The organism is Flavobacterium sp. 83, assembly GCF_000744835.1.
Lineage (GTDB): Bacteria > Bacteroidota > Bacteroidia > Flavobacteriales > Flavobacteriaceae > Flavobacterium.
Genome location: NZ_JQMS01000001.1, coordinates 1,759,449 through 1,781,146, shown reverse-complemented (window position 1 = coordinate 1,781,146; position 21,698 = coordinate 1,759,449). Strand labels below are relative to the sequence as shown.

Annotated in this window: 20 protein-coding genes; 9 read left to right on the top strand and 11 right to left on the bottom strand. The window is 33.3% G+C overall.

The features are described from left to right. Window positions 1-74 precede the first annotated feature (74 nt). From gldN to topA, 6 genes are all read right to left on the bottom strand, one after another. Window positions 75-965 (bottom strand): gliding motility protein GldN, encoded by an 891-nt coding sequence (gldN, locus tag T410_RS07815; protein ID WP_035674253.1) that lies wholly within the window; start codon window positions 963-965, stop codon window positions 75-77. Window positions 966-1,014: 49 nt separating this feature from the next. Next, a complete protein-coding gene (gldM, locus tag T410_RS07810) occupies window positions 1,015-2,562 on the bottom strand; it encodes a gliding motility protein GldM (protein WP_035670255.1) in 1,548 nt (515 codons plus the stop codon). 45 nt (window positions 2,563-2,607) lie between these two features. After that, entirely contained in the window at window positions 2,608-3,258 is a 651-nt protein-coding gene (gldL, locus tag T410_RS07805) for a gliding motility protein GldL (RefSeq protein WP_035670252.1), read from the bottom strand. A gap of 53 nt (window positions 3,259-3,311) precedes the next feature. Next, window positions 3,312-4,718 carry a gliding motility lipoprotein GldK gene (gene gldK / locus T410_RS07800; RefSeq protein ID WP_035670249.1) on the bottom strand — a complete coding sequence of 469 codons (1,407 nt, stop codon included), beginning with the start codon at window positions 4,716-4,718 and terminating at the stop codon, window positions 3,312-3,314. 127 nt (window positions 4,719-4,845) lie between these two features. Continuing rightward, on the bottom strand, window positions 4,846-5,997 hold the full coding sequence (locus T410_RS07795; protein ID WP_035670246.1) for a formimidoylglutamase: 1,152 nt from the start codon (window positions 5,995-5,997) through the stop codon (window positions 4,846-4,848). Between the two features lie 66 nt (window positions 5,998-6,063). Continuing rightward, window positions 6,064-8,580, bottom strand: a complete 2,517-nt coding sequence (topA, locus tag T410_RS07790; protein WP_035670243.1) for a type I DNA topoisomerase — start codon at window positions 8,578-8,580, stop codon at window positions 6,064-6,066. Between the two features lie 375 nt (window positions 8,581-8,955). On the opposite strand from topA, the gene miaB reads away from it, so the two are divergent. The 9 genes from miaB (at window position 8,956) to groL (ending at window position 16,425) form a co-directional block, all read left to right on the top strand. After that, the gene (gene miaB, locus T410_RS07785; protein ID WP_035674252.1) at window positions 8,956-10,401 is read left to right on the top strand and encodes a tRNA (N6-isopentenyl adenosine(37)-C2)-methylthiotransferase MiaB; all 1,446 of its coding nucleotides are present in this window, start codon (window positions 8,956-8,958) and stop codon (window positions 10,399-10,401) included. A gap of 56 nt (window positions 10,402-10,457) precedes the next feature. Continuing rightward, a complete protein-coding gene (locus tag T410_RS07780; RefSeq protein ID WP_369793018.1) occupies window positions 10,458-10,850 on the top strand; it encodes a GxxExxY protein in 393 nt (130 codons plus the stop codon). Between the two features lie 106 nt (window positions 10,851-10,956). After that, entirely contained in the window at window positions 10,957-11,103 is a 147-nt protein-coding gene (locus T410_RS17045) for a hypothetical protein (RefSeq protein ID WP_193743732.1), read from the top strand. 110 nt (window positions 11,104-11,213) lie between these two features. Continuing rightward, entirely contained in the window at window positions 11,214-12,473 is a 1,260-nt protein-coding gene (locus tag T410_RS07775; RefSeq protein ID WP_035670237.1) for a sigma-54-dependent Fis family transcriptional regulator, read from the top strand. An 83-nt stretch (window positions 12,474-12,556) separates the two neighbouring features. Continuing rightward, window positions 12,557-13,060: an LptE family protein gene (locus tag T410_RS07770; RefSeq protein WP_035674249.1), complete on the top strand. Its 504-nt coding sequence runs from the start codon at window positions 12,557-12,559 to the stop codon at window positions 13,058-13,060. 81 nt (window positions 13,061-13,141) lie between these two features. Further along, entirely contained in the window at window positions 13,142-13,999 is an 858-nt protein-coding gene (locus tag T410_RS07765; RefSeq protein WP_035670234.1) for a tetratricopeptide repeat protein, read from the top strand. Between the two features lie 3 nt (window positions 14,000-14,002). Continuing rightward, the gene (gene secG, locus T410_RS07760; RefSeq protein WP_035670231.1) at window positions 14,003-14,347 is read left to right on the top strand and encodes a preprotein translocase subunit SecG; all 345 of its coding nucleotides are present in this window, start codon (window positions 14,003-14,005) and stop codon (window positions 14,345-14,347) included. A 135-nt stretch (window positions 14,348-14,482) separates the two neighbouring features. Continuing rightward, window positions 14,483-14,758, top strand: coding sequence for a co-chaperone GroES (gene groES, locus T410_RS07755; RefSeq protein ID WP_035670228.1), 276 nt, complete (start codon window positions 14,483-14,485; stop codon window positions 14,756-14,758). A gap of 38 nt (window positions 14,759-14,796) precedes the next feature. Further along, window positions 14,797-16,425, top strand: a complete 1,629-nt coding sequence (groL, locus tag T410_RS07750) for a chaperonin GroEL (protein WP_035670225.1) — start codon at window positions 14,797-14,799, stop codon at window positions 16,423-16,425. 74 nt (window positions 16,426-16,499) lie between these two features. On the opposite strand, the gene T410_RS07745 is transcribed toward groL, so the two are convergent. The 5 genes from T410_RS07745 to T410_RS07725 form a co-directional block, all read right to left on the bottom strand. Next, window positions 16,500-17,180 carry a DedA family protein gene (locus T410_RS07745; RefSeq protein WP_035670223.1) on the bottom strand — a complete coding sequence of 227 codons (681 nt, stop codon included), beginning with the start codon at window positions 17,178-17,180 and terminating at the stop codon, window positions 16,500-16,502. A gap of 196 nt (window positions 17,181-17,376) precedes the next feature. Beyond that, on the bottom strand, window positions 17,377-17,718 hold the full coding sequence (locus tag T410_RS07740; RefSeq protein WP_035674247.1) for a heavy-metal-associated domain-containing protein: 342 nt from the start codon (window positions 17,716-17,718) through the stop codon (window positions 17,377-17,379). A 40-nt stretch (window positions 17,719-17,758) separates the two neighbouring features. Beyond that, window positions 17,759-19,768 (bottom strand): TonB-dependent siderophore receptor, encoded by a 2,010-nt coding sequence (locus tag T410_RS07735; protein ID WP_035670221.1) that lies wholly within the window; start codon window positions 19,766-19,768, stop codon window positions 17,759-17,761. Window positions 19,769-19,844: 76 nt separating this feature from the next. After that, a complete protein-coding gene (locus T410_RS07730; RefSeq protein ID WP_035670218.1) occupies window positions 19,845-20,258 on the bottom strand; it encodes a hypothetical protein in 414 nt (137 codons plus the stop codon). Window positions 20,259-20,311: 53 nt separating this feature from the next. Then, window positions 20,312-21,667, bottom strand: a complete 1,356-nt coding sequence (locus T410_RS07725) for an MBL fold metallo-hydrolase RNA specificity domain-containing protein (RefSeq protein WP_081897820.1) — start codon at window positions 21,665-21,667, stop codon at window positions 20,312-20,314. Window positions 21,668-21,698: the final 31 nt, after the last annotated feature.

Below are 21,698 nucleotides of genomic sequence, written 5' to 3'. Positions count from 1 at the left end.
TACAAAAAACATATTAAAACAAAAAAACTCTTACCTATTATAGTAAGAGTTTTCTTTATACTCGAAAATTGAAATTAATAATTCCACATATCTTGTTCGAAATTGCGAATTTTTTCTTTAACTCTTTCAGACTCTAACAATTGATTCTGAGCGTTATCTTTCATGTATTCAGCAATTGACCTGTCACCATAAATATTCTCTTCCTTGTAAATGACACTATTGAATTTTCTTGAATTAAGAATTTGATCAAAAGAAACAGGCATCGCAGAATTTTTATCATTAAAAGCTTTTGCATCATGCAAAATGTTTCGTGCTGCAGGAAAAAATATCCAAAACAACTCGATATAATCTTTATCGTCACTGTTCATTGTAAACACATCAGGAGTCACTGGACAAATTCCTAACAAACGATATTTCAATTCACTTTGACGTTTGTCAAAATACCAATATCCTTTTATTTTATATTGTGTAACATCCTGAGCAGTAAGATCTGACTTTAAAATAAACTCTGGTGAAATTTGCGCACCAGCATTTATTTGTTCTCTTCCCGCATCAGTTGTATCGATACGTGTCAATGAAGCCTGAATATCTTGGATTGATTTTTTAGTATTAAAATAACTATCAGTATACACCTCTGTTATCTTACCACTTCTCATTGCTTTTGTTAAAACATCATATAATGATCTTCTATCTGAACCGATATTAGCAGTATCAATAGGAAAATACAATGAAAAATTAATCTTTTCGCTTAAATCGATTATTTCCCATGTTGTCTTGCCCATCAATACATCTCTATCATGAACATAACCATAAGCTAACGGTTTGTCATTATCTGAAATGAGCTGCGCTGCAGTTTTAAGCCCTATTTGATCTGGCGTTTTAGCATTTAGTAAATTAGATTGTGCTACAGATGCAAAACTCCAAGCAACAGAGATAATAGCAATCAAAAAATTTCTTACATTCATCATGTTTTCATTATAAGTTAATGAAGTAGTTTTTAAATAAAACTACTTATTATTGTATTTCAAAAATTACTGGAGCAGTTCTTGGCAATAAATAACTACCAGCTCCTACTAATTTTGTTTTAATTTCAGAAATTGTAACTTGATCTCCTCTAACGGCTTTAGAAAGAACAGCATTACACTGTGCATTCAATTTATTTCCTTGAACAACTACAGTAGGTTGTCCTGTAACTTTAAGATTAAATCCAACTACATCCAAACCAACTTCAAAGTCAAAATCAACTAATTTAGCTCCAATAGTAGCAATCTGTAAATTTGATTTAGGACCTTTTACCACTCCCATTTCACCACGTATTGTACCTGTAGGCCCAGGAATTCCTTTGATTCTAAAAGATTTTTTATCAGAAACTTTAGAACCATCAGGTAATGTAGCTGTAACATTGATAACAGTCTCTGAACCCGCACCTGGGCTCATATTGTATTTACCACCACCTGCTGAACTAAGGCCAGGAGCACTAGCCGAAACTTTATCAGCTGATACACCAGCAAAAGAAATTGTCATAGGATTTACAACACCTCTATAAACAACATTCATTTTATCAGCGGAAATAGTAGCCGATTTTGGTCTGGCAACAACAACATATTTATCTTTAATAGGCAAACTAACAACTTTTCCATTTTCGTCAAAATTGAATGAACCACCAATCGGGTGTTCCCCTATGTTGCCTGCTCCAAACGAAAAATTTGCCTGACCGGCTTGAGCAGCTACGCTTGAACCATTCACTATTACAGACTTTGCTTTTAATGACGGATCAAATTTTCCAAGAATAATTTTACCTTTTACAGCTTCACCTTGAAAGAAAACTGATTTTTCAAGAACTACTATCGGTTGATAAGCAGTAAGAGAGGCAGCAGCAACTAAATCTGATTGAAACATTCCAGTCATTACATCGCTTTCGGTAGTTTTAATATCCGCTTGTAATTGAGACAATTTTGTAATTGTAGCGATAAGTGGAAATCCTTTATAGTTATAATCAATCCAAGCTAATTTAGCACCCGCTTTTTCAGAATAAACTGGATTAGTGGCAAATCTAGCTTCGATTTTTTTCATTTCAGAATCAGCAATTGAACTTCCACCAATTTGTTTGATTTGAGTTGAAAAGTTATTAATCTTATCTAAAAACTCTTGTCCTTGCTTAGAAACCTTATCACCAGTAAAAAACATCCTATCAATTAAATCCCCTTTATCCATTTGCTCATATGGCAAATTTCCTTCAGCATCTCTAACGAAATTTTTTGTAACTGTCGCTTTGATGTTTTCTAAGTAGTCATTAAACTCTTTAGAAACTGCTCTAATTTTCTCGACTTTAGCTTTCTTATCACCAAACTGCCCTGGTTGATCTACTGCTTTTTGAGCTAATTGTAAAAATGAACTTTCATTTCTAGTATCTGTTATAGAGTTAGACTCTACAATTTTATTATTCAAAATTCCAAAAGCAGATAATACTTCTTTGGACATATTTAATGCTAACATTGCGATAAAAACCAAGTACATTAGGTTTATCATCTTCTGTCTAGGGGTTAGTTTTCCTCCTGCCATATTTTCTACTAATTAGTTTATTATTTTTATATCGTTTGAAACTAATTATCCTTTATTATTCATTGCAGAAAGCATTCCTCCGTATACACTGTTAAGTGATGACAAATTAGATGTCAAAGACTGCATTTGGTCTTTTAATTTTAAGTTATTTTCAGCAACTTCTTCATTGATTTGTGCATTTCTTGAAGCGCTTTGCAATTGAATTTTATATAAACTATTTAAAGATTCCATTTGGGCTGCAGCCAAAGTCAACTCTTCACTATATTTTTTAGTTGAAGCAATTGAATCTACGGTAGGCGCAATTCCTTTAGCAGCTGATTCGAAATTTTTAATGCTATTTCCTAAACTTGACATTAATTCTCCGTCAATTTTTGCATCTTTCAACATTGCATCTAATTTTTGAGATAACAATCCTTGAGCATCAGAAGGAGTTTCTACTTTTGTTTTTGTACCTCCTATCGCTGTAGGATCTTTTAATTGTGGGTAAACATTTTCCCATTTATATTCATCCTCAACTGGTTCAAATGCAGAAAGAGCAAAGATTGCAGCTTCTACAACAAGTCCAATTGTTAGCATTAAATTTCCAGTTACAAGACCGAATTCAAGGTGCGTAATTTTAAATAATGCTCCTATAATTACAACTGCCGCTCCCATTCCGTACGCGAAATTCATTGTTTTTTTGCTAAGTAATGCCATAATAATTTTTTTTGGGTTAGATTTAAAGATTTGGTTTCTTTTATAATTATTTATTATTTGCCTCTTTTATTTTTTCCAGTAGTTTGAATTCCCATGTAATCCTGAACAGTTCTAAAACCAATATAGCTTCTTGCTGAATCAGCATATTCATAATCTCTTGTGCTCACTTGTAAAAAATAAGCAACATCTTTCCATGAACCTCCACGAACTACTTTACGTTTATTTGAAGCATCCAGAACATTTGGATTCATTGAAGAAACATATTCGTATGCATTTGGATCATAAGAAGAATCAGTCCACTCAGAAACGTTCCCTGCCATATTATACAAATTATATCCGTTTGGTTCATAGGACTTTGCCTCTACAGTATACAATGATTGATCTGCAGCATAATCCCCTCTATTCGGTTTAAAATTCGCAAGAAAACAACCTCTATCATTTTTAGTATAAGGACCTCCCCAAGGATAAGTACCCGATTCCAATCCTCCTCTTGCTGCATATTCCCATTCAGCCTCAGTAGGTAATCTAAAATTATTAGTCAAATCACGACCTTTCTTTTTAGATTTAATATATGTATTTTTATTTAAAGTTCTCCATGCACAAAAAGCTTTAGCTTGAGTCCACTTAACTCCAACAACTGGATATTCGCTGTAGGCTTGATGCCAAAAATAATCATTATGCATTGGTTCATTATAGGAATAAGCAAAATCTTTAATCCAAACAGTTGTATCAGGATATACACTTACTTCTTCAGTTTTAATGAAATCTTTTCTTTTGCCAACTTTAGCTTTGGCTGCAGCCTGAATATCCATCCAAGAATAACGGAATTTTAATTTATTTACATCTATTGTACGCAATCCATTGTAAGAAGCTTCTATTGGCAAATACATAGAGTCCATAACCTCAGTATAATATTCGTCAGGATACAGCTTAGTATCTTTGATTAATTTTACTTTTTTATTCAATTTTCTACCAGCATAAGGGTCATCTGCAGTACCTACACTATAATAGTTATCATACATATATTTATCATAAGCGGTCATCTTTTCAGGATCAGAATCATTAAAAGCAAAATCTCCAATACTACCGGAATTTTTACCTTTTCCTTTTCCATCACCTGCTTTCTGGCCACTTTCATCAGCAAGAATTGCCAATCGAACTCTCATTGTAGAATCTTTTACCCATTCTACAAATTGACGGTACTCACTATTTGTAATTTCAGTTTCATCCATGTAGAAAGAACGAACAGTTACCGTTTTTGTAGGTGCATCTTCAACATCAGCTAAATCATCATCTGATTTACCCATAGTATAAGCACCTCCAGGAACTAAAGTCATCCCATAAGGCTTCTCAGGATGCCATTTTCCACCATTGATACCTACTAATTCTCCTTTGTCGCTTGATTTACCACAGCTAATTAATAGTGTCAAAATTGCCGTAAATGCAATGAACTTCTTCATATAAATTGGGTTATCTATTCATTATTTTTATGTGTGTAAACCTATTTATTATTTTTTAGAAAAACAATTTTTTTACAGCAAACAACGTGTTTTTTATAAAAAAATAATAAATAAGTAAAAAAATATTCTAAATGGTATTTTTTCTTTGTGCTTTCCACCATCTTTCAGGCAATTCTTGATTGCACGCCAATAAATATTCATCATATGAACATGGTAATAACGTATTTCTCTTTAATTTATTATTACCGTTTGAAATAAATGGTATTTCTATCCACCAACGACCTGTTTTATCACTTTTGTAAAAAACAAGTTCCTCTTCTTCTAGTGGAACAATATATTTCAAATAATTATCCTTACTACCAAAAGGATATTCATTTGACCGATAATGAAACCCTTCTATAAAATACCAGATTATCTGTGCAATAATGACCGATTCCTGTATCGAATTATTATGATTAAATATTCCAAAAGAAGATACTTTATCACTTATCCCTGCATATCTTGACAAAGAACATATTTCTTTACCATTAAAACCATTCGGTGCAAATGAAATAAAATTTCCTGAATCAGATGACTTAATTGAATTCAAATCGATACTTACTAAATCCGCATCTCTAAAAACAGGTTCTGCAAGAGCAATATTATTCGAAATCTCACCCAATCTATATCCATCGAAAAATAATTTTTCGATCAAATCTATTTCTTCCTGTGAATTGAAATAAGTCTGATATCCAATATTACAATAGTTAAAAAGATTATTGGGTTCATCTACAATTATTTTTGTCAAATAGGACGTAGTAGAAACTTCTTCTTCATCCTTACCAAAATCAAATTTATTATCAATGGAAACTAAATTAACCATTTGTTCTAAATCGTCATAAGCTCTGTAAAGCGCATAAGTCAAATCTTGAGAACCTCCAATAACTATAGGAGTAATCCTTTTCTTGATTAGACTTGCAACCACTTTCTTTAGTGCAAAATAAGTATCTGCTACTGAATTCCCTGCCAGTATATCACCCAAATCTGCAATTGAAGTGTCCCAGTTTCCAGGAAATAATCCATACAATTCTTTTCTAAGCGGTATTAAATCAACATCAGAAACTGCCTTTTTATCTCCTCGATTTTCCAAAACGCCTATTACAGCAATTTTAATCTTGTTTAAATCCGGAAATTGTTCATTAGTATGCAAAACTATTTTACTTCCTAATTGCTGAGAAGTTAATCCGTCTATGTAACTAAGGATTTCATCACCTAGTGGTTCAAGAAAATCAAACTCCATTTCTTAATATTTTTTTTCTTTTCTTCAACCCTCTCCAAAGAAGAAGAGAATAAAATAGATTAGTACTTATTTCTTTTTAACCACAGCTTTCTTAACGGCAGGTTTTTTAGTTGGTGCTTTTTTGGCAGCTACTTTCTTAGCCGGTGTTTTTTTGGCTATCATTTCCTGAACTTCTGCTAATGTCAATTTTGTAGCATCAACATCTTTGCTCAATTCAATTTTGATTTTACCTTTAGTAATAACTGAACGTCCCCAACGGGCTTTTTCAACTAAAATTCCTTCGTCTTCCCAATTATGCAAAACCTTATCAATATTTTTTTGCAATTTATCTTCAATCAAAGCTTCAATATCAGCTTGAGACAAATTATCAAAATTATATTTCTTACTGACATTAATAAACAAACCATCCCATTTGATAAAAGGACCAAAACGACCCACACCTTTTTGAACACCTTCACCTTTATAAACTGCGATCGGCGCGTCTGCTAATGCTTTTTCATCAATTAATTCCTGCGCTCTTGCGAAATCAACATCCAACGGATTTTCTCCTTTTGGCAAAGAAACAAAAGCAGCTCCGTGACGAATATAAGGTCCAAAACGACCATTGCTTACCTCAACTTCCTCTCCTTTATATTCTCCAAGATTTTTTGGCAACAAAAATAAATTTAAAGTTTCCTCTAAAGTGATGTTTCCAATATTTTGATCTGACATTAAACTGGCAAATTTCTTTTCTTCATCATCTGCAGCCCCAATTTGAGCCATTGGTCCAAATTTCCCTAAACGTACCGAAACTGGCTTCCCCGTTTTTGGATCTGTTCCCAGAATTCTTTCACCACTTTCTCTGTCTGCATTTGCCTCTACATCTTTCACTGTTGGGTGAAATTTATCGTAGAACTCTTGCATCATTTTTGTCCAAACGATATTTCCTTCTGCAATCTCATCAAAATCCTGCTCTACTTTTGCAGTGAAATTATAATCGAGAATATTTCCGAAATTCTTAACCAAGAAATCCGTAACAATCGTTCCGATATCCGTAGGGACTAATTTTCCTTTATCTGAACCTGTATTTTCTTTCAGCAACTTCTCTCCTACTTTTCCAGATTGCAAAGTCAACTGCGTATAATTACGTTCCTGACCGTCAAGATTTCCTTTCTCCACATAATTTCTGTTTATAATCGTAGAAATCGTTGGCGCATAAGTAGAAGGACGGCCTATTCCTAATTCTTCTAATTTTTTTACCAAGGAAGCTTCAGTATATCTTGCAGCAGCACGAGAATATCTTTCGGTAGCTGTAATATAATTGTTTTGCAATTTTTCGTTGACTTTCATCGCTGGCAACATGCCTTCTTGTTCCTCATCATCATCATCATGACCTTCAAGATACACTTTTAGGAAGCCTTCAAAAAGTAAAACTTCACCGGATGCCGTGAAAATATCACCATGATTGTTCGCTTCAATTTTCACGTTAGTACGTTCCAATTGTGCGTCACTCATTTGCGAAGCCAAGGTTCTTTTCCAGATTAAATCATACAAACGGGCTTGATCTCTATCGATGTCTACTGTATGACGCGACATATCCGTAGGACGAATTGCTTCGTGTGCTTCTTGTGCGCCTTTGCTTTTATTGACAAAAGTTCGAGGTTTAGAGAATTCTTTTCCGTAGGATTTGATAATTTCTGCCTGAGCAGCTTCCATTGCATCTTTTGATAAGTTCACACTATCCGTTCTCATGTAAGTAATAAGTCCGGCTTCATATAAACGTTGTGCGAGTTGCATGGTAATTCCAACAGGCAGATACAATTTACGAGCCGCTTCTTGTTGCAAAGTCGAAGTTGTAAATGGACCAGTTGGTGATTTTTTGGTAGGCTTAGTTTCTAAATCGGCTACCTTATATGTAGAACCTATATTTTTATTTAAAAAATCTTCGGCTTCTTTTTTAGTATTGAAATTTTTAGGCAGTTTCGCTTTAAATGTTTTTCCTGCTTCGTTGGTGAATTCTGCTACAATAGAATATGTTGCAATAGCTTTGAAGTTTTGAATTTCACGTTCGCGTTCGACAATCAAGCGAACGGAAACCGATTGTACACGTCCGGCAGAAAGTCCTCCTTTTATTTTTCTCCAAAGTACAGGCGATAATTCATAACCAACTAATCTATCTAAAACACGACGGGCTTGTTGCGCATTAACTAAATTATAATCGATTTCTCTTGGATTATCAATCGCTTTTAGAATCGCAGTTTTAGTGATTTCGTGAAAAACAATTCGCTTAGTTTTGGTTTTATCTAATTTTAATTCTTCGGCTAAATGCCAAGAAATAGCCTCACCCTCGCGATCCTCATCACTTGCTAACCAAACCATTTCGGCTTTTTTTGCTAATCCTTTTAATTTAGTGACCAACGCTTTTTTATCAGCAGAAACTTCATATTTTGGTTTAAAACCATTTTCTACATCTACCCCAATTTCTTTGGAAGGCAAGTCGGCAATATGCCCATAACTTGACTCCACTTGAAAATCACTTCCCAGAAATTTTTCAATTGTTTTTGCCTTTGCAGGGGACTCAACTATAACTAAATTCTTTGCCATTGCTCTATTTTTCTGGGACAAAAGTATCTATTTTTTTTAAATATTAGGCTTTTGATTTTATTTTTGAACTATTTTGCAACCATTAACAGATAAGTTGTAGGGATACCCGACTCTTTTTTAGCCCCGATTGAAGTGAAAAGCCCGGAGCAAAAAAGTAAAAATTTCCTGTTCAAAAAAAGCGACCAGCGGAAGCTCTTTTTAGGACTTTGGAAACTTTATTTTTTTTTGCGAGAACTTGTAATGGAAAGCGGGAATTGGCTCCACACCACAACTATGTTTAATAAAAAAATAAAACACAAAATAGTGTTAATTCTTAATCTGACATCTTGTCATATTTATTTGAATTGCGTTATCTTTGTGCTTTGAAAATACATGATGGAAAAGATTATTGAAGAAAGTAAGCAAGGCGAAAGTCTTGTTCTGGAGAATAAACCTGAGAATACAAAAAAACTATTTATAGAAAGTTATGGCTGCGCGATGAATTTTTCGGATAGTGAAATCGTAGCTTCTATTTTATCTGGAAACGGATATAATACCACGCAAGTGCTGGAGGAAGCCGATTTAGTTTTGGTTAATACTTGTTCTATACGGGACAAAGCGGAGCAAACGATTCGCAAACGTTTGGAAAAATACAATGCTGTGAAACGCATTAATCCAAAGATGAAAGTGGGTGTTTTAGGCTGTATGGCCGAGCGTTTGAAAAGCCAATTTCTGGAAGAAGAAAAAATTGTAGACCTAGTTGTAGGTCCGGATGCCTATAAAGATTTACCGAACCTTTTGCAAGAAGTGGAAGAAGGACGCGATGCGATTAACGTGATTTTGTCTAAAGATGAAACTTATGGAGATATTTCTCCGGTGCGATTGATGAGCAACGGAATTACCGCTTTAGTTTCTATTACCCGTGGTTGCGATAATATGTGTACGTTTTGTGTGGTACCATTTACTCGCGGACGCGAACGCAGCCGGGAACCACAAAGTATCATGACTGAAATTCAAGATTTGTGGAACAAAGGTTTTAAAGAAATTACGCTTTTGGGTCAAAATGTGGATAGTTATTTATGGTACGGCGGAGGTTTGAAAAAAGATTTCGAAAATGCAACCGAAATGCAAAAAGCCACAGCAGTTGATTTTGACCAATTACTGGAAATGGTAGCCGTTGGTTTTCCTAAAATGCGCATTCGATTTTCGACATCAAATCCGCAAGACATGCACGAAAGTATTTTACATGTGATTGCAAAACATCCTAATATATGTAAGCACATTCACTTGCCTGTTCAATCTGGAAGCAATAGAATCCTAAAAGAAATGAACCGTTTACATACGCGTGAAGAATACATGACTTTGATTGATAAAATCAGAACTATTATTCCGAACAGCTCCATTTCACAAGACATGATTGCTGGTTTCCCAACAGAGACCGAACAAGATCATCAAGACACAATGAGCCTTATGGAATATGTGAAGTATAATTTTGGTTATATGTATTCGTATTCGGAGCGCCCGGGAACATTGGCTGGCAGAAAAATGGAAGATGATGTAACGGAAGAAACAAAAGCAAGAAGATTACAGGAAATTGTCGATTTACAACAAAAACACGCTTGGTTACGCTCTGAGGAATTCATTGATCAAACTGTAGAAGTTTTAGTAGAAAAAGTTTCCAAAAAATCGACAGAAGAGTTTTCAGGAAGAAATTCCCAAAGTATTACTGTTGTTTTTCCAAAAGAAAATTATAAAATTGGAGATTTTGTAAATGTAAAAATTACTTCTTGTACCAGTGGAACTTTGAAAGGAGAAGCGATTGGGTTGAGTGAGATGAATTAAAAAATTAGCCACAGATTAAAAAGATTTTCACAGATTTTTTGAAATCCTTTTAATCTGTGGCAAAAATAAGACATTTTATGGAAGGATACAGAGAACAGGAAACTTATAAAGTTATAGGGATTTGTATGGAAGTACATAGAATTCTTGGTCCAGGACTATTAGAAATTGTTTACAAAGACGCTTTAGAAGTAGAATTTAAACTAAATAATATTCCTTACGAAAGAGAAAAAGAATTTTCGATTGACTATAAAGGTGAGATTTTGCGTAGTAAATTTAATGCTGATTTTATTGTATGTGAAGATATTGTATTAGAAATAAAAGCTGTAAAAGAATTTTGTAACGAACATATTGCACAAATTTTAAATTATTTAAAATTAGCTGATTCAGAAATTGGATTATTAGTTAATTTTCAAAATAAATCATTACAATATAAAAGATATGCTTTATAAAAAAGATTAAACAAATCTGTGAAAATCTTTTTAATCTGTGGCTAAAAAAAAACAAATCAATTAAAACACTTTTAAGTCATTAGATATAAAAAAAAATTAAAATAAGATGTTAAAAAAAAATATACTAATTGGTTTAATCACTTTTATAATTGGATTTGGAACTACATTCTATATCATTAGAACTTATTTTCCAAAACATAAAGTGGAAAAAATAGCTCCATTAAAAGACACACTTACAAAACCAAAACAATAGGTTATTGCGCATAGAATATTTTAAATAAAAAAAGTTTAATGTTTAGGCTTTTTAAAAGGTATCGTAAGAACTTTTAAACCTTAAACAAAGAAAACTTTAAACGTAAAAATATGGAATCAGTTCAAGCTATAAAACAACGATTTGAGATTATTGGTAACGACCCAAAGCTTAATCGTGCCATAGAAAAAGCCATTCAGGTTGCTCCTACTGATATTTCAGTATTAGTAACCGGAGAAAGTGGTGTTGGAAAAGAAAACATCCCCAGAATCATTCATTCACTTTCACATAGAAAACATGGAAAATACATTGCCGTAAACTGCGGAGCAATTCCTGAAGGAACGATTGACAGTGAGCTTTTTGGACATGAAAAAGGTGCTTTTACAGGTGCAACTAATACACGAGAAGGGTATTTTGAAGTGGCTGACGGCGGAACTATTTTTCTGGATGAAGTGGGTGAATTGCCTTTGACTACTCAAGTGCGGTTACTTCGTGTTTTGGAAAATGGTGAATTCATAAAAGTAGGTTCTTCTCAAGTACAAAAAACAGATGTACGGATTGTTGCAGCTACTAATGTGAATTTATTTGATGCTATCGAAAAAGGGAAATTCCGTGAAGATTTGTATTATCGTTTGAGCACAGTAGACATTAATCTGCCGCCTTTACGAGAACGAAAAGAAGATATTCATTTATTATTCAGAAAATTTGCTTCTGATTTTGCTCATAAATACAAAATGCCTCCTTTAAAATTAGACGAAAGTGCTGTAGCTATTTTGCAAAAATTTCGCTGGAGTGGTAATATCCGTCAATTGAGAAACGTTGCTGAACAAATTTCAGTTTTGGAAACCAATCGCGAGATTTCGGCTGTAACATTACAATCTTATTTACCGGCTGAAGGCACTAATTTGCCTTCAGTAATTAAAGACAAGAAAGGTGACAGCGATTTTAACACCGAAAGAGAGATTTTATACAAAGTACTTTTTGATATGAAAAGTGATTTGCATGACTTAAAAAAACTCACTTTGGAACTTATGCAAAGTGGAAGTTCTAAAGTGCAAGAAACCAATCAAAATTTGATTAAAAAAATCTATGGGTCCCAAGAAAATGACAGCGAAATAGATTTTGAAGAAGAACCAAGAACAGCATTGATTGCTACTCAAAATAAAGAAGAAAGTTATCAAGAGAATGATGATAGTTACTTATTTGCTGAAACTATAGAAGAGGAAGAGGAAATCTTGAGATTAGAGCAAAAAGAAATTGAAATGATAAAAAAATCATTGGAAAAAAACAAAGGAAAACGAAAAGCAGCCGCAGATGAATTAGGGATTTCCGAAAGAACTTTGTATCGAAAAATCAAACAATTTGATTTGTAAAAATTCAAGTGAAAATTGTAAATTGAAAATGAATATCTTTGACCAAAACGTTAGCGGGCTGGCGAATCAATTATAAATTTAAAATGAAACATCTAAAATATATTATTATTTTGTTGATCGCAGTGACTTTTAATAGCTGCTCTGTTTATAACTTTACTGGAACAGGAAAAATTGATGCAAAAACCTTTCAGGTAAATTTTTTCCAAAATAATGCTGATTTGATTGAACCTGGTATCGACAGAACCTTTACGCTGGCATTACAAGACATCATTCAAAATCAAACTAACTTAAATTTAGTAAAAAGTGGTGCTGATTTAACTTATGAGGGAGAGATTGTAGATTATAGAATAAGCCCAATGACCGCAACTGCCGATCAGAAAGCGGCACAAAATAGATTAAAGATAAGAGTAAATGTAAGATTTACCAATAAAAATAAAGAAATCGATAATTTTGAAAAAACATTTGAGTTTTATTACGATTACCCAGCAACACAACAACTTGTAGGGTCAACTTTAAATAGTGCTTTGAAAGATATCTTCGAAAGAATAACACAAGATATTTTTAATGAATCTCTTGCTAAATGGTAAATAAGAAGTTAATTCGGTTATTTGTTGATTCGGTTAATCGAAGAACAAATTATCGAATAGGCAAATAAACGAACAACCTTTATGAATATAACCGATTATACTTATTTAATAAACAGACCCGATGCTATCAATGAGAAGCAAACCGAAGCGTTGGGAAATGTATTGGATGAATTTTCGTATTTTCAAAGTGCCAGAGCTTTACGTTTGAAAGGTCTTTACAACCAAAATAGTTTTAAGTATAATTTTGCTTTAAAAGTTACTGCCGCGCATACCACTGACAGAACTGTATTATTCGATTTTATTACTTCAGAAACTTTTACAGCTATTCAAAAAGGATTATATGATAAAAAAGCACTCGAACTTCTTGATATTACAGTAGTCGATAGTGAAATACTAATTCAGAAAGAAAAGTCCGAGTCCAAAATAAATCCTCTGGAGCAATCGATTCTTACCTCTATAAAGGAAGCTCTACCTTTAGAATCTAATAAAAATTCAAAAAACACAGAAGAAAAACTGGCGATTGGTTCTCCTTTGGATTTTTCAGTGAGTGAAAAACATTCTTTCCAAGAATGGCTTCAATTATCCAGAACGCAGCCTATTGTTAGAGAAACGGAAAGTGTGAATACTTCTAAAGCGTTACCAATAGAAGATGACGACAAAAAGAAAAAAGCGGCGTTAATCGATAAATTTATAGAAACAAGCCCGAAGATTTCTCCTGTAAAACATGGAGTTGCTTCGACAGTTACTTTTGACCTTAATAAAGATGACAATTCCTATTTGATGACGGAGACTTTAGCACGGGTTTATTTGGAACAAAAAAAATATCAAAAAGCGATTCAAGCTTATGAAATATTAATTTTGAAATATCCAGAAAAAAGTAGTTTCTTTGCAGACCGCATATCGGATATTAAGATTTTACAACAAAATAACAATAATTAAACAATGAGCACATTTTCAATTTTTTTAGTTTTAATAACAATAGTTTGTTTCCTATTAATCGTAGTAATAATGGTTCAAAACCCTAAAGGCGGTGGATTGTCATCTACTATAGGTGGTTCTCAAATGTTAGGTGGAGTACAAAAAACAACTGACTTTTTAGACAAAAGCACTTGGACACTTGCTACTATTTTAATTGTACTTATACTTCTTTCAAGCTTAAGCTTTACTGGAGCATTAAGCGACAATGATTCTAAAATTATTGAACAAACAGGAACTGCTGCACCTGCTACTGCTACTCCAGCATCTCCAGTACAAAATACACCAGCTGAAACAACTCCAGCAAAATAAAAAAATACATTTTATTCTGAATGCCAGCCTGTCAAAGCTGGCATTTTTTATAAGAAAATGTGTCAGTTTTTATAGGCTGGCATAATTTCTGAAATCCTAAATGCAATCATAAAAATAACAAAAAAACATAAAATCATGGCTTTAAACATTAAACCACTTTCAGACAGAGTTCTTATCGAACCAGTAGCAGCTGAAACTAAAACTGCGTCAGGGATTTTTATTCCAGATACAGCTAAAGAAAAACCACAAAAAGGAACTGTAGTAGCAGTTGGAAACGGAACAAAAGACCACACAATGACTGTGAAAATTGGTGATTCAGTTCTTTATGGAAAATATGCAGGAACTGAATTGAAATTGGAAGGCAAAGATTATTTAATCATGCGTGAAGATGATATTTTAGCAATCATCTAATAAAAATTAAAACAATTTAAAAGTTTAAATAAAAAGAAATGGCAAAAGATATAAAGTTTGATATTGAAGCACGTGACGGATTAAAACGCGGTGTTGATGCATTGGCAAATGCAGTAAAAGTAACGCTAGGACCAAAAGGTCGTAACGTAATTATTGGAAAAGCTTTTGGTGGACCAAATGTTACTAAAGATGGTGTTACCGTTGCAAAAGAAATTGAATTGAAAGATCCATTGGAAAACATGGGTGCTCAAATGGTAAAAGAAGTAGCTTCTAAAACGAATGATTTAGCCGGAGACGGAACTACAACTGCAACCGTTTTGGCACAAGCTATCGTAAAAGAAGGCTTGAAAAACGTTGCAGCAGGAGCGAATCCAATGGATTTGAAACGCGGTATAGATAAAGCAGTTGAAGCTATTGTAGCTGACTTAGCGAAACAAGCTAAAGTTGTAGGAAGTGATTCTGAAAAAATCAAACAAATTGCTTCAATTTCTGCTAACAATGACGAAGTAATTGGTGAGCTAATCGCTACTGCTTTTGCAAAAGTAGGAAAAGAAGGCGTTATCACTGTTGAAGAGGCTAAAGGAACTGATACTTATGTTGATGTTGTGGAAGGTATGCAATTTGACAGAGGATATCTTTCTCCATATTTTGTGACCAATTCAGAAAAAATGGAAGTAGAATTGGAAAATCCTTACATCCTTTTATACGACAAAAAAGTTTCTTCATTAAAAGAATTATTACCAGTTTTGGAACCAGTTGCACAATCTGGAAAACCATTATTAATTATTGCTGAAGATGTTGATGGTGAAGCATTATCTACATTAGTGGTAAATAAATTACGTGGAGCCTTGAAAATCGCTGCTGTAAAAGCACCTGGTTTTGGAGACAGAAGAAAAGCTATGCTTGAAGATATTGCTATCTTAACTGGAGGAACAGTAATTTCAGAAGAAAGAGGCTACACTTTAGAAAACACAACTATTGAAATGTTAGGAACTTCTAAAAAAGTAACTATCGATAAAGACAATACAACAATTGTAAGTGGTGCTGGTGAAGCTGATACAATCAAAAATCGCGTAAACCAAATTAAAGGTCAAATGGAAGCTACAACTTCTGATTATGACAAAGAAAAGTTGCAAGAACGTTTGGCTAAATTAGCTGGTGGAGTTGCTGTACTTTATGTTGGTGCTGCTTCTGAAGTAGAAATGAAAGAGAAAAAAGACAGAGTTGACGATGCACTTCATGCAACTCGTGCTGCTGTTGAAGAAGGAATTGTTGCTGGTGGTGGTGTTGCTTTATTAAGAGCTAAAAATGCTTTAAGCGCAATAACTGCTGATAATGCTGACGAAGCTACAGGAATCCAAATCGTATCCCGCGCAGTAGAATCTCCATTGAGAACTATTGTTGAAAATGCAGGACTTGAAGGTTCAGTTGTTGTTGCAAAAGTTGCCGAAGGTTCTGGTGATTTTGGTTACAATGCAAAAACTGACGAATATGTAGATATGCTTAAAGCAGGGATTATCGATCCTAAAAAAGTAACGCGTGTGGCTTTAGAGAATGCAGCTTCAGTAGCAGGTATGATCTTGACTACAGAATGTGCTTTGATTGATATTAAAGAAGACAATGGTGGCGGAAACCCAATGGGTGGTGGTATGCCAGGAATGATGTAATTCATTCTCTTTTTTAAATAAAAAAACTCCGTTTCTTAATTGAAACGGAGTTTTTTATTTATTGCAATTGATGATTATTTTATATGAACCCTTTTTTTCAAAAGCTTGAATAAAACGGGAACAGTAGTAATAAATACAATTATTATTATAATATATTCTATATGTTCTTTCAAATCAATCCCAAACTTATCTAAAAAGATACCATATAGATAATGGCCTGAAAAAATCAAAATAAAGGACCATAAAAAAGAACTAATAACATTAAAGAACATAAATTTACTTTTATCCATCGATACAATTCCAGCGACTATAGGTGCAAAAGTCCTAAATATTGGTAAAAAACGTGCAAATATTATAGCTTTCCCACCATACTTTTCAAAGAAATCTTTTGATTGCAAAAGGTATTTTTTCTTAAACCAAAAAGTATCTTCTTTCTTAAATAAATAATACCCACTTTTTGCCCCAAACCAATAGCCAACCATATTCCCTACAATTCCTGCAGCTGCAACTAATAAAGACAATATAGTGACATTAATAAAATCACTTTCTATTGCAATCATATTTTGTACCAAATCTTTACTGTAGATCCCAGCAAGAAAAAGCAAACTGTCTCCAGGAAGAAAAAAACCTGCAAAAAGACCAGTTTCAGCAAAAATTATAAATAAAACAATATACAAACCTATTTGAACTCCTCCTATTTGAAGGGTAATATAAAATTCCGGATTAAGTAATTGTGTCCAATCAAAATTATTCATAAAAACGATTTGTAATTAAATTTATTGGTCGTGAAAGTAAGAATAATTTAGCTTAACCACAATTTATTGCTATACTTTAAAGATTAATTAACGCATAAAAGCATTAAGCAGGCTTCATAAACATAATCACAAACGTATTTAAATCTTATTGTTTACATCAAAATTAAAAAACAAAGTTTCATTTTAGAAATGAAAATTATCTACGTTCATACAGGCAACAAGTATGAAGATTTTGATAATCTTCATTTGACGCTTTCACTTGATCAGTATCATGACCAACTTTGGCAATCGCTTTTTTTACATCCAATGGAGTACATTTCTCTTCATTTAATACCAAACTTAACTGATGGGTTTCGATACTCCAAATTGCTGATTTAACTCCTGAAACTGAAAATGCCGCTTTTTGAATCCGTTTTTGACATTGCTCACAATTCCCGTTTACTTCAGTTACATATTTAGCATTTTTATTCTTTTTCTCTTGTGCCTGAGCTGCAAATCCAAGAAAAATAACCATTATTATTACAATTATATTTTTCATTTTCACTTTTTCTATTTTGATTATTATTTTCATTCTGAGTTTATTTTATTTTGAATCGCAATCCCGCATAATACATTTGCCCAAAAACAGGTGCATACACAATTGAAGTATCAAAATTGGGTCCAAAAGGATTATCTGAACCCAAAATAGCTTTTTTCTGAGTATAGTTGCCAATGTTTTCTCCACCCACGTAGACTTCAAATGTGCCAGAAAAAGTTCTGGTAATTTGTGCATTCATCAACGAATAGGATGGCGAAAATTCCGGTAATCTATCCTTTATGGGATTGCTTGCCGTATTGGGTAATTGCTGTTTTCCTACCCAATTGAAAGTATAATCAAATTTCCACTGTTTCCCTTTCTCTTCAATGTGGGTTTCGTATTCTAAATTTCCAAAAACTCGGTGTTTAGCCTGTAATGGTTTTTGATAATTTCCAGAAATATAGTCCGTTCTTACGTCATAAAATTTATACGCTGAGCGAAAATTAAAATGATTCAAAATTTCATAATTAAATTCCAGTTGCAAACTATTGGCAACCGATTTTCCATTTAGATTATAAAACAACACTTGTTGTGGACTTTGCAACACATCAACAACTATCTGGTTCTGAAAATCAGTCCTATAGAAATCAAGTCCAGCATCAGCACTTTTGCCGAAGAGCATGAATTTTTGAGAAAAACTCATCCCGTAATTCCAGGCGATTTCCGGATTCAATCCATATATTTTTCCGTTAGAATCTAAAATATCAAATACTCTTGAACTGGCAAAAAGTTGTTGATTTTCCGCAAAAATATTAGCACTTCGTTTTCCCCTACCCGCTGAGAATCGCAAAACTCCTTTTTCCCAGGGATTGTATCGTACGTGCAATCTTGGGGTTAAAAATGTCCCTAAACGGTTGTGATTATCTACTCTTCCTCCTAGAATAATGCTAAAATTATCTGCGTTATCATAGGTATATTCAAAAAAAGCACCCACTGAATTATCAATTCGGCTGTAATCATTTACATTAACAAATTCTTGGTATTTATCGTACGTAAAATTCAAACCGGCAGCAAACTTATTCATCGTATTATTGATAATTGAATTAAAAATCAAATTCGAATAATAACTGCTTTGCTTGATATTGTATTGGTTCAAACCAAAGTAAGATTGTTGATTATGATTATTAAAAGCATTCTGAAAACCAATACTCTGATAAGGCTGATCTTTAAAAACATACCCCACTTTTGTAGAAATATCTAAGCGCTCTGTATTGATTTCAGAGCCCCAATAATTAGTTGTCCCTTTGTCTTTGTTTGGATCAAAGTCTAATTCTCCAGTTTGCTTTTTATCATTCATATATCTGAAATTGATAAAACTCACCCAGCCTTTTTCGGCATTGTAATATTGGTATCTATTGAGGATATTGATTTGTTTGGTCAATGGATTATCCAAAAAACCATCCTTATTCATATCGGTTTTAGCAACTCTTGTATTCCCGTGAAGAAACAAGCTACTGCTCCATTTATCTGATATTTTTTTATTGAAATGGGTATTTAATTCAAACCTTGAATCTGATGAACCATAAGCATTCAGAAAAAACGGAATATCATTGATGGGTTTAATTAATTCCGTATTAATTTGTCCCGAAATACTTTCGTATCCATTCACTACACTTCCGGCTCCTTTAGTAATTTGGATACTTTCTACCCAAGTTCCAGGAGTGAATGACAATCCGTATGCTTGCGAAGCACCACGAACTGATGGGATATTTTCCTCGGTAATCATTAAGTAGGGACTTGTCAATCCAAGCATTTTGATCTGCTTAGTTCCTGTCAAAGCATCAGAGAAACTCACATCAATGGACGGATTTGTTTCAAAACTCTCTGCTAAATTACAGCAGGCAGCTTTAAGTAATTCTTTGCTAGTAATTACCGTTGTATTTCCTGTTACGGTAAATGATTTTTGAATCCCTTTTTGCTTTTTTATCACTTTGACTTCATTCAGTTTTTCTTGAGAAAACAACGGAATTGAAAACAAAATAACAACAAATAGCGTTATTGTTTTTTGCATCGCAAAATATTTTAATGTTTATAAAAAGTAATTTCAAATCACACAAAAGGATTTGACTTCTAAAAAACATTAAAAATCAGGCGTAAAAAATATATTGGCTGTATAGCTTGAAAAGTGGCGGCGAATGAGCATCACAGTAGTACGAATTATTTTCGAAGCTTTTAAAAATAGTAACTTTGGAGAAAATAATCGGATTCCATTCTTTTATTAAAAATGGCACATCAGCATTCACAGAAAATGCTTTAGTAATTAAGTTATCTGATTTTTTTTGGAAATGGACAACCTTATTTTTGCAACAACTGTCTTTTTTTGAAACTTTTTTTTCGCAACATCCTTTTTCGACTGGATTTGAAACGTCACCTGATTTTAAATAAAACGGTTGGATTGACGCTACTTTATCTCCACAATAATGCACATCAAAAGCCAATCCCACATTGGAAACCAACAGGAAAAAAGCGAGAAGAATACTAATGTGCTTTTTGAATTTCATTTTGCAAAAATACTGATTTAATCAATCTGTAAAATCAAAGTTCTGTTAAAAAATTAAAGCTCAAACTCTTGTCCCATCAAAGGAACTTTACAATCAAACCCATATTTTTCTTGAATTTTTATTCGAAGTTCATCGGCTGGTGCATTCTCTCCATGAACTAAAAACACTTTTTTGGGTTTATTCTCTAAAGCAGACAGCCAATTCAGAAGATCTTTTTGATCACCATGTGCAGATAATCCTTCTATTTCTACTATCGTTGCCAATACTGGATAATATTTACCATGAATTTTAATTTCTTTGGCACCTTCCAGCAGTTTTCTTCCGCGGGTTCCTTCGGCTTGATAACCAATAATAATCACCGTTGTTTCAGGCACACTAATATATCGCTCTAAATAACTCAGCACCCTACCCCCGGTAATCATTCCGCTTGCAGCGATAACAACCTTTGATTGATTATTAAAAATAGTTTCTATAGTTTGTTGATAATCCGTAATCATTGTAAACATCTTACACATTTCAACATATTCATATTCTGGTAATTTATGCCATTTTCTATTATTAGCAAAAACATCCAAAACACTAATTCCCATTGGGGTATCAATAATATATGGAATATTGGGTATCCTGCCTTCTATTTTAAGTTTCCATAATAGATACATTACACTTTGTGCGCGCTCTACGGCAAAACTAGGAATAATGATTGTTCCGCCTTTTTGAACGGCATTATTAATATAGATTTCCAATTCATCTTTAGGATCTGTATCAGGATGCAAACGATTTCCATAAGTACTTTCGAGAAATATATAATCTCCTCTTTTGGGTTTTGTGGGCGGATACATGAGCACATCATTATCTCTTCCAATGTCTCCTGAAAAAACTAATACTTTATTTTCAAGCTGCAATTCAATTGTACAGGCACCAATAATATGTCCTGCATTAGTATAAATAGCACTAATTTGAGCATCTAAAGCAATAGACTCATTGGTTTTAATAACTCTAAAAAGCGGAAAAACTTTTTCAGCTTGAGCAACAGTATAAAGTGGTTGAGCAATGTCATGCTTAGAAAATTTCCCTTCGTTGGCTTTTTTAGCTTCCTCTTCCTGAATTTTAGCACTATCCAGCAAAATGAGCTTAGCGATATCCTTAGTAGGACTTGTACAATAAATTTTTCCTGTAAAACCTTGATCCACTAATCTGGGCAACCAACCACAGTGGTCTAAGTGTCCATGGGTCAATAAAACAAAATCTATTGTTGAAGGTAAAATAGGCAACGGTTCCCAATTGAGTTCCCGCAACGGCTTAATCCCTTGAAATTGACCACAATCTATTAGAATCCTAATTCCGTTACTTTCAATTAATGTTTTAGAACCAGTAACTGTTCCTGCTCCTCCAATAAATTTAATTTTCATCTTATTTGAATTTAAAATTAAATAACACAAC

Coding starts and splice junctions, on each gene's coding strand:
- groES (WP_035670228.1), top strand. CDS start 14,483: ATGGCTTTAAACATTAAACCACTTTCAGACAGAGTTCTTATCGAACCA.
- T410_RS07765 (WP_035670234.1), top strand. CDS start 13,142: ATGAATATAACCGATTATACTTATTTAATAAACAGACCCGATGCTATC.
- gldL (WP_035670252.1), bottom strand. CDS start 3,258: ATGGCATTACTTAGCAAAAAAACAATGAATTTCGCGTACGGAATGGGA.
- topA (WP_035670243.1), bottom strand. CDS start 8,580: ATGGCAAAGAATTTAGTTATAGTTGAGTCCCCTGCAAAGGCAAAAACA.
- T410_RS07725 (WP_081897820.1), bottom strand. CDS start 21,667: ATGAAAATTAAATTTATTGGAGGAGCAGGAACAGTTACTGGTTCTAAA.
- secG (WP_035670231.1), top strand. CDS start 14,003: ATGAGCACATTTTCAATTTTTTTAGTTTTAATAACAATAGTTTGTTTC.
- T410_RS07775 (WP_035670237.1), top strand. CDS start 11,214: ATGGAATCAGTTCAAGCTATAAAACAACGATTTGAGATTATTGGTAAC.
- groL (WP_035670225.1), top strand. CDS start 14,797: ATGGCAAAAGATATAAAGTTTGATATTGAAGCACGTGACGGATTAAAA.
- gldK (WP_035670249.1), bottom strand. CDS start 4,718: ATGAAGAAGTTCATTGCATTTACGGCAATTTTGACACTATTAATTAGC.
- gldN (WP_035674253.1), bottom strand. CDS start 965: ATGAATGTAAGAAATTTTTTGATTGCTATTATCTCTGTTGCTTGGAGT.
- gldM (WP_035670255.1), bottom strand. CDS start 2,562: ATGGCAGGAGGAAAACTAACCCCTAGACAGAAGATGATAAACCTAATG.
- T410_RS07745 (WP_035670223.1), bottom strand. CDS start 17,180: ATGAATAATTTTGATTGGACACAATTACTTAATCCGGAATTTTATATT.
- T410_RS17045 (WP_193743732.1), top strand. CDS start 10,957: ATGTTAAAAAAAAATATACTAATTGGTTTAATCACTTTTATAATTGGA.
- T410_RS07795 (WP_035670246.1), bottom strand. CDS start 5,997: ATGGAGTTTGATTTTCTTGAACCACTAGGTGATGAAATCCTTAGTTAC.
- T410_RS07770 (WP_035674249.1), top strand. CDS start 12,557: ATGAAACATCTAAAATATATTATTATTTTGTTGATCGCAGTGACTTTT.
- T410_RS07740 (WP_035674247.1), bottom strand. CDS start 17,718: ATGAAAAATATAATTGTAATAATAATGGTTATTTTTCTTGGATTTGCA.
- miaB (WP_035674252.1), top strand. CDS start 8,956: ATGGAAAAGATTATTGAAGAAAGTAAGCAAGGCGAAAGTCTTGTTCTG.
- T410_RS07730 (WP_035670218.1), bottom strand. CDS start 20,258: ATGAAATTCAAAAAGCACATTAGTATTCTTCTCGCTTTTTTCCTGTTG.
- T410_RS07735 (WP_035670221.1), bottom strand. CDS start 19,768: ATGCAAAAAACAATAACGCTATTTGTTGTTATTTTGTTTTCAATTCCG.